This window comes from Pengzhenrongella sp. (assembly GCF_036565025.1).
In the GTDB taxonomy this organism is placed as follows: Bacteria; Actinomycetota; Actinomycetes; order Actinomycetales; family Cellulomonadaceae; genus Pengzhenrongella.
Map to the genome: position 1 here is coordinate 21,399 of NZ_DATCNW010000401.1, position 7,017 is coordinate 28,415.

General features: G+C 71.4%; 6 protein-coding genes and 1 riboswitch. Of the genes, 4 read left to right on the top strand and 2 right to left on the bottom strand.

Going from position 1 to position 7,017, the window contains the following annotated elements; all coding sequences use genetic code 11:
- Window positions 1-22 precede the first annotated feature (22 nt).
- The gene (locus VIM26_RS22750; protein ID WP_331955555.1) at window positions 23-1,168 is read left to right on the top strand and encodes an NAD(P)/FAD-dependent oxidoreductase; all 1,146 of its coding nucleotides are present in this window, start codon (window positions 23-25) and stop codon (window positions 1,166-1,168) included.
- A 121-nt stretch (window positions 1,169-1,289) separates the two neighbouring features.
- Here VIM26_RS22750 and VIM26_RS22755 read toward each other — a convergent pair whose 3' ends face one another.
- Both VIM26_RS22755 and VIM26_RS22760 read right to left on the bottom strand, forming a co-directional pair.
- The gene (locus tag VIM26_RS22755; RefSeq protein ID WP_331955557.1) at window positions 1,290-2,456 is read right to left on the bottom strand and encodes a hypothetical protein; all 1,167 of its coding nucleotides are present in this window, start codon (window positions 2,454-2,456) and stop codon (window positions 1,290-1,292) included.
- Window positions 2,457-2,859: 403 nt separating this feature from the next.
- Window positions 2,860-4,296, bottom strand: a complete 1,437-nt coding sequence (locus VIM26_RS22760; protein ID WP_331955559.1) for an SPFH domain-containing protein — start codon at window positions 4,294-4,296, stop codon at window positions 2,860-2,862.
- Window positions 4,297-4,431: 135 nt separating this feature from the next.
- Between VIM26_RS22760 and VIM26_RS22765 the strand changes: the two genes are divergently transcribed.
- The 3 genes from VIM26_RS22765 to VIM26_RS22775 all read left to right on the top strand — a co-directional run.
- On the top strand, window positions 4,432-4,848 hold the full coding sequence (locus VIM26_RS22765) for a hypothetical protein (protein ID WP_331955561.1): 417 nt from the start codon (window positions 4,432-4,434) through the stop codon (window positions 4,846-4,848).
- A 152-nt stretch (window positions 4,849-5,000) separates the two neighbouring features.
- Window positions 5,001-5,153: riboswitch (cyclic di-AMP (ydaO/yuaA leader) on the top strand.
- Between the two features lies 1 nt (window position 5,154).
- The gene (locus VIM26_RS22770; RefSeq protein ID WP_331955563.1) at window positions 5,155-5,901 is read left to right on the top strand and encodes a C40 family peptidase; all 747 of its coding nucleotides are present in this window, start codon (window positions 5,155-5,157) and stop codon (window positions 5,899-5,901) included.
- A 90-nt stretch (window positions 5,902-5,991) separates the two neighbouring features.
- Window positions 5,992-7,017 (top strand): hypothetical protein (locus tag VIM26_RS22775; RefSeq protein WP_331955565.1); only part of this gene is annotated, 1,026 nt, incomplete at its 3' end.

Sequence of the window (7,017 nt, forward strand, 5' to 3'; positions counted from 1 at the left end):
ACGAAACCGCTAGCGTGACGAGATGCCGAACGACCTCGACACGCTGATCATCGGAGCCTCCGCCGCCGGTCTCGCCACGGCGGCGTGCCTGCAGCAGGCACGGCGGCGGTTCGAGATCCTGGAGGCCGCCGACGTCGTCGGGCAGGCCTGGCGCCACCACTACGACCGGCTGCACCTGCACACCCCGAGGTCCGGATCCGCGCTGCCCGGGCTGGCGATGCCGGCGGACTGGCCGCGCCATCCGTCGCGGGATCAGGTGGTCGACTACCTCGAGCGCTACCGCGCGCACTTCGGCCTCGAGCCGCGCTTCGGGCAACGGGTCACCCGGCTCGAGCGTCGTGACGGCAGGTGGATCGCCACGACGGCCGACGGCGAGTGGGCCGCGCGCGCCGTGGTGATCGCCACCGGCGCCAACCGCCGGCCGGTGCGCCCGACCTGGCCGGGCCTGGACATGTTCGCCGGTCGGGTGCTGCACTCCGGCGAGTACCGCAACCGCGAGGAGTGGAAGGGCCGGCCCGTCCTGGTCGTCGGCTTCGGCAACTCCGCGTGCGAGCAGGCGGTCGACCTCGTCGAGTGCGGCGCCCGGCCGCACCTGGCCGTCCGCTCGCCGGTCAACGTCATCCCACGCGAGCTGTTCGGCCTCGTCCCTATCCTGCAGGTCGGCATCGCGATGCGGCACCTCCCGCCGGCGGTCGGGGACGCCCTGGCGTGGCCGATGCTCCGGCTGTCCGTCGGTGACATCCGCAAGGTCGGCCTGCGCAAGCTCCCGTACGGCCCGAACACCCAGATCGCGCGCGACCGTCGGATCCCACTCCTGGACAGCGGCACCATGGCGCACCTGCGCACGGGCCGGATCCGCGCGCACCCCGGGATCGCGCGGTTCACTCCCGACGGCGTCGTGTTCGACGACGGCGAGGCCGTGTCGTTCGACGCCGTGGTGCTGGCCACGGGCTACCGCCCGGGCCTGGAGCAGTTTCTGGTCCCCTGGCGCGAGGTGTGCTACGCCGTCGGCCGCCCACTGGTGTCCGGCCGCCGGACCGCCCTTCCCGGGCTGTACTTCTGCGGTCAGTTCGTCTCGCCGTCGGGGATGCTGCGGGAGATCGGGATCGAGGCGCGGCGGTTCGCGGCCGACCTCGCGGCGGCGCCGGTCGAGGGTGCGCCGCATTGAGCATGCGTCGGCCGGCTCGGTGAGCACCACCCACACCGTCCGCCGAGGTGCACCGAGCGCCACCTCAGAAACCGATATGCGCTTAGCTCTCCGATCAATGGTGCGGCCGACCGTCCGACGATCAGGCTCCCCGGGCCGCCGTCGGCGTCGCCAGGCCGAAGACGATCTCCCTCGGTTCGAGGACGATCTGCTCGACCGCCATGAACCCGACGAGGCAGCCCGCGGCCTTGAGCGCGGCGAACGCAGTGCTCGAGACGGTCGCGACGGAGTAGGTCCGAAAGTCGCGGGTGTCCTCGTCGAAGACGTGCGATCCGGCGACATCGGTCCTGCGGTACGCCGGCATGGCGCGCCCGCGCGCGACGGCGTGCCGATGCTCGGGCGCGAGAAGCACGGAGCCGAGCCGTTTGGTGGGGCGGCAGGCGAAGTAGCGGCGCGTGCCGGTCCCGTCCTGGTCGGCGACGGCGACCTCCACGGTCACGAGCCCCTCGTCCGGCCCGAGCACACCGCGCAGGGCCGCCACGAGCCGCTCGGAGACGATCCAGCTCATCGCCCCGACCCGCAGGATGTCCTCGAAGTCACCCGTCATCAGGCGCAACGTGACGGGCGGCCCGTCGAACGTCCGCGTCAGGGAGCCGAACCGGATCTGCTCGCGCCACTCCCGCTCGAGCCAGCCCGTGAACGCTCGGCCCGCCTCGTCGGCGGGGTCGGCGTGCGCATGCTTGAACGGGGACCGACTGACCGGTTCCAGCCGGTACCAGCCGCCGGTCGGGGTCGAGACGACACTGCGCTGGACGTCCTCGGGGCGCATCGCCCCTGGTGGGAGCGGCGCGTACAGCACGTCGCCGTCGTGCAGGCCGAGACCCACCGGCCAGGGGACCTCCGAGGTCACGGTGCTCAGCGCCCGTCCGAAGGCGGCGAACGCGACCCCCGCGAGGGCGCGCAGATCGTCGGCGGGCAACTCGCCCGCGCCGAGCACCGGCCCATGCACGACCAGCGTGAAGTCAGCCGGCCAGTCGTCCGCCGGCAGGAAGTCGTGACACAGGAACAGCCCCGTCCGGCCGGCCGAGTCCAGCTCGAAGAAGAGCGCCTGAACGTCGGCGCCCTCCCTGGCCAGCCGCGCGCCCTGGAGGAGCATCACCCGGAGCTCCTCCTCCAGCCCGGCTGTCCCGAGCCAGACGTCACGCCGATCGGGCGACATCGCGACCCGCAGGCCGTCCCAGTCGCCCGCACGCGACAACGCTTCGACCGCTGCCCAGTCGATCCCGTCTCGCAGCTGCGAGGAACTCATGGTGCTTCATCGGTCCGCGCTGGCTGCGTCTTGAGGCGTCTGGATGGAGCCGTGCTCGCGCCGATTCGCACTGCGAACTGCCCGCTCGATCTCAGTGCATGGCTCGGTGCAGCGAAAGTGCACCAAAATGCCTTATTCACTGCACTCTGGCTGCACTGAGCGCCGCACTGAGCCCGCCCACTCACGATTGACGCGCCAACCCAGTGGGCGCACTTTCCGTCGGTGCGGAGCATGGGACTGGTGGGACGGGAGTTGACCGATTTGCCTGTCCAGTGGGTCATTTCGGTCACTTGTGCACCATGCTCCGCACGGACGGATCGATCCGCAGGGTTCGGACGCCGACGGTTCTTCGCTCTCGAACGCTCGCAGTCACCCAGGCGACCGCGAGCCAACCGCCGCGACCTCAGTTGTTCTCGGGCTTGGCCGCTCTGACCGGAACGGGCGGCACCACCGGCACGCCTGCGGGCATCTGCTTGAGGATCTCCTTGATCGTGCCCAGGCCGGCTGCTCCCTGACCGATCACGGACATCAGCATCGAGTTGACGCCCTCCGCGCCGTTCAGCACGTTCATGTTGTCGACGTTCGCGAAGGCCTGCGCGGCGGCGGCAACGATCTCCGGGTAGTTCTGCGCGAGCTGCTGCATCACGACCGCCTCGGAGTTGGTCGCGAGCGCCTGGGCACGGCGCTCGATGGCCTCCGCGTCGGCGAAGCCCTTGGCCCGGATCGCGGACGCCTCCGCGTCACCGACCGCCTTGGTCGCCGCGGCCTGCCCCTCACCCTCGGCCCGCACGGCCTCGGCGAGCGCGCTGCGTCGCGACTTCTCGGACACGCCGTTCAGCCGGACCTTCTCGGCGTCCGCCTCCGCGGCAGCGATCACCGAGGCCCGGCGCGCCTCCGCCTCGGCGATCGCGGCGTTCCGGGCCGCCTGCGCCTCCTGCTCCACGCGGTAACGGGCCGCGTCCGCGGGCCGGCGCACCTCGGCCTCGAGCTGCTGCTCGCGCCGCGCCGCCTCGAGCTTGGCGACCTCGGTCTCCTGCACGACGACGAGCTGGCGCGCCGCGGCGGCGGCCAGCGGCCCGGCCTGCGCGGCCGTGGACGCCGCCTGGTCGACCTCGGCCTGGTACTGCGCCTGGGAGATCTTGGACTTGCGCACCGCGTCCGCCTGGATCGCCTGCGCGGCCGCCTCGGCCTCGGTGGCCTGCTGGTTGGCCTGCGCCTGCGCGATCCGGGCGTTCCTCTCGACCGCGGCCGCGTGCGGCTTCGCGAGGTTCTGGATGTAGCCGGTCGGGTCCTCGAGGTCCTTGATCTGCAGGGTGTCGATCACCAGCCCCAGCTTCTCCAGCTCGACCCCGGCCGCGTTGCGGGTCTCCTGGGTGAGCCGCTCACGCTCGCGGACGAGCTCCTCCATGGTCAGCGACCCGATGATCGAGCGCAGGTGACCTTCGAAGACGTTGACGATCTTCGCCACCATGGTCGCCTGGTTGTCCAGGAACCGGCGTGCCGCATTGGCGATGGACGCGTCGTCGTCGCCGACCTTGAAGATGACGACGCCGCGCACGGTGACCTGGATGCCCTGCGTGGTGACGCAGGTGACCTCGAGCGCCGCCTCGCTGATGTCGAGGGAGAGCCGTCGCACGGTCTGGACGCCGGGGAACACGAGCGTGCCCCGCCCGGTCACCACCTTGAAGCCCAGCGCGCTGCCCGGGTCGCCGGCCCTGAGCCCGGAGATGATGAGCGCCTCGTTCGGCTCGGCGACCTTCCACATGCTGCGGAAGATTCCCATGCCGACGATCACGGCAACGACCGCGACCCCCACCCAGATGATCAGTCCACTGTCCATGACCCGTCGAGCTCCTTGGTCGAAGGGCGGCGCCCGTGCGGCGATCGCCCACCGGATAGTAGGCCGCAGGACGGCGCGGCAATGCCTGCAAGGAACGTCAATCCGGCGACATTTTTCCACGTGAGGAGGCAAACCATGCGAAGACGACCGCTCGGCGTCGTGACCCTCTCCCTGAACCTCTGGCGGGTGTCGGACGCGGCAGGGGAGGCCCCTGACACCTGGCTGCGCATCGACCTCGGGGAGTTCCAGCTGTGGCGCCACTGCGGCATGATCTCCGGCTCGTGGTCCGCGACCGACACCCTGTTCCTCACCTCCGTCACGGAGTTCTACACCCAGCCGCCGGTCGTCACGGACGAGGCCAGCAAGGGCCGCTGGGCCGTGGATGACCACGGCCGGCTGCTGACGACCTCGGGCTTCTCCACGGAGATCGGCTGCGCCGGTGCGCCGGTCCCCTCGTGGGTCGCGACCGCCCGCCGAGCGGCCTCCGACGGCGACCGGCTCGTGCTGCTCGGTCAGGACGGAGCCGACCTCGGCCGGCTCACGCGGAGTTGACGCGAATCCGTCGGCCGTGACCTGCGGCGATGTACTCCGATATCGACGATTTGTCCGCACATTGCGCGGCCGGGGTTAGGGTCGGGTGTCCCCGGGATATCTCGTGGGTACGCCAGAGGTGGACCGCCGAGTCCTACCGCCACCGAAGGCACAAGACGTTCTCGCTGGTAGGAGCGGGGGACCCACGTATTTTCGGGCACCGTAGAGGGTGTCCTTGGGGTGAAGCCGGTCGAGATCCTCGACCGGCCGGGCGTAACTCCCGCCCGAACCCGACAGCTCACCCCGCAGGCGACCGGAGAGGTCACCATGCCCGTGAGCCCGAGCACCGGCCGCCACCGCGCCGTCGGCCGTCCCACCACAGCCCTGACCGACTTCGCCGAGACCGCGTCGGGCAGCCTTGCCCAGGTCGGTCGTCGGACCGCTGTCGTCGCCGCCGGATCCGGGCTCATCATGTCTGCGCTCGCCGCGCCCGCGGTGGCCGCGCCGGCGGTGTCCGCCCCGGTCACCCAGAGCACCGCCCGGGTCCCGTCCATCGACACCTCCGGGCTGACGGCGTCCGCGCGCGCCGCGATCGAGACCGCACCGGCAGTCACGGTCGCGAAGGACGCCACGTGGACCTTCGACGTCCCGGTGCTCAAGGTCGTCGCCGACCCCCGGGCGAAGCCGCGCGTCGCGCCGGTCGCCTCGCGCAGCGTCGAGCGCGCGCCCGCACCGGCGAGCGCAGGCCGGAGCGGGATCATGGAGATCGCCAAGCGCTACCTCGGGGTGCCATACGTGTGGGGCGCGTCCTCGCCGAGCGGCATGGACTGCTCGGGATTCACCACCTACGTGTACGCGCAGCTCGGGATCACCCTGCCGCACTCCTCCGCGGCGCAGCGCTACTCGGGCCGGGTCGTCTCGCGTGCGGACGCCCTGCCGGGCGACCTGATCACGACCCCCGGCCACGTGGCCATGTACGCCGGTGGCGACATGCTCATCGATGCGACGCCGGGCAACGTCATCCGCTTCCACGCGATCTACCAGTCCAACCCCGTGTTCATTCGGGTCGGCTGACCGCAGCACGCACCACCCTCGAGCCGAGTCGGGCGGACGCCGCGGCCGCAGGGCCTCAACTTCGCTGCCCTGCTGTCGATCCTGTCCACCATGGGGATCTCCTTCCTGCACACCACGCTGCCCGCGGGTCGGCGGTGGGCTGTTCGCGCGGGTCTGTGGGCGCTGGCGGCGCTCGTGGCGGCGAACGTCGTCGTCTCCTCGCCGCTGCTCGGGAGCCGAATGACCGGCTCGACGTTGAGCATGGTGCTGATGAGCTCGGTCTCGGCGCTCAGCGCCTCGCTCATGTTTGCCCGAGCGCGGCTGGTGCCGTCCGGTCGCCTGCCCTGGATCCTGTTCGGGTTCGGGATAGTCGTGGGAGTCGCCGCGAATTTCTACTCCGCGGCCGTGCTGCCGTTCCTGGATCCGCGGCCGTTCCCGTCCTGGGCGGACGCCGGCTGGCTCGCGCCGTATCCCCTCGCGTACGTGGCGATCGCCCTGTTGCTGCGCGCTCGGGTCGCGCACTGGCACGCCTCGACCTGGCTCGACGGGCTCGTCGCGTCCTGCGGGCTGGGCGCAGTTGCGATCGCCTGGGTGTTCGACAAGGTGCTGGTGCCCAAGAAGGGCAGCATCGCCCACGTCGCCACCGCAATTGCCTACCCGTCAGCGGCGCTCCTGATCCTCGTCCTGCTGGTCGGAGCCTTCGGCGTGCTGGGCTGGCGGGTCGGCGCGGTGTGGTGGCTGGTGACGGGTTCCGTGGCCTGGACCGTGCTCGGCAACGTGGTGTACCTCTTCCAGGCCGCGACCGGGACGTACCGGATCGGGAGCTGGCTGGACGTCACCTGGGTCTTCGGGATCGCCCTGCTCGCACCCGCGGCCTGGGCCCGCAGCGCCGAACGCGCGCCGCGGAAGATGGGCGACTGGGCGCTGTTGGCGGTGCCGCTGCTGTTCGCCACCACGTCCTTGGTGCTGCTGGTGGCCGCCGGTGTGGACGATGGACCTGGCGACCGCCTCGTCGTGTGGCTGGCCGGGGCCACCATCTGCCTCGCGCTCGCGCGCACCACGCTCACCCTGCGGGAGGTCCGCAGCCTCGGCGAGGCACGCCGCCAGGCCCGCACCGACGACCTGACCAACCTGCCG

Excerpts from the sequence above, each read along its gene's own strand:
- VIM26_RS22750 (WP_331955555.1), top strand. The coding sequence starts at position 23 with ATGCCGAACGACCTCGACACGCTGATCATCGGAGCCTCCGCCGCCGGT.
- VIM26_RS22755 (WP_331955557.1), bottom strand. The coding sequence starts at position 2,456 with ATGAGTTCCTCGCAGCTGCGAGACGGGATCGACTGGGCAGCGGTCGAA.
- VIM26_RS22760 (WP_331955559.1), bottom strand. The coding sequence starts at position 4,296 with ATGGACAGTGGACTGATCATCTGGGTGGGGGTCGCGGTCGTTGCCGTG.
- VIM26_RS22765 (WP_331955561.1), top strand. The coding sequence starts at position 4,432 with ATGCGAAGACGACCGCTCGGCGTCGTGACCCTCTCCCTGAACCTCTGG.
- VIM26_RS22770 (WP_331955563.1), top strand. The coding sequence starts at position 5,155 with ATGCCCGTGAGCCCGAGCACCGGCCGCCACCGCGCCGTCGGCCGTCCC.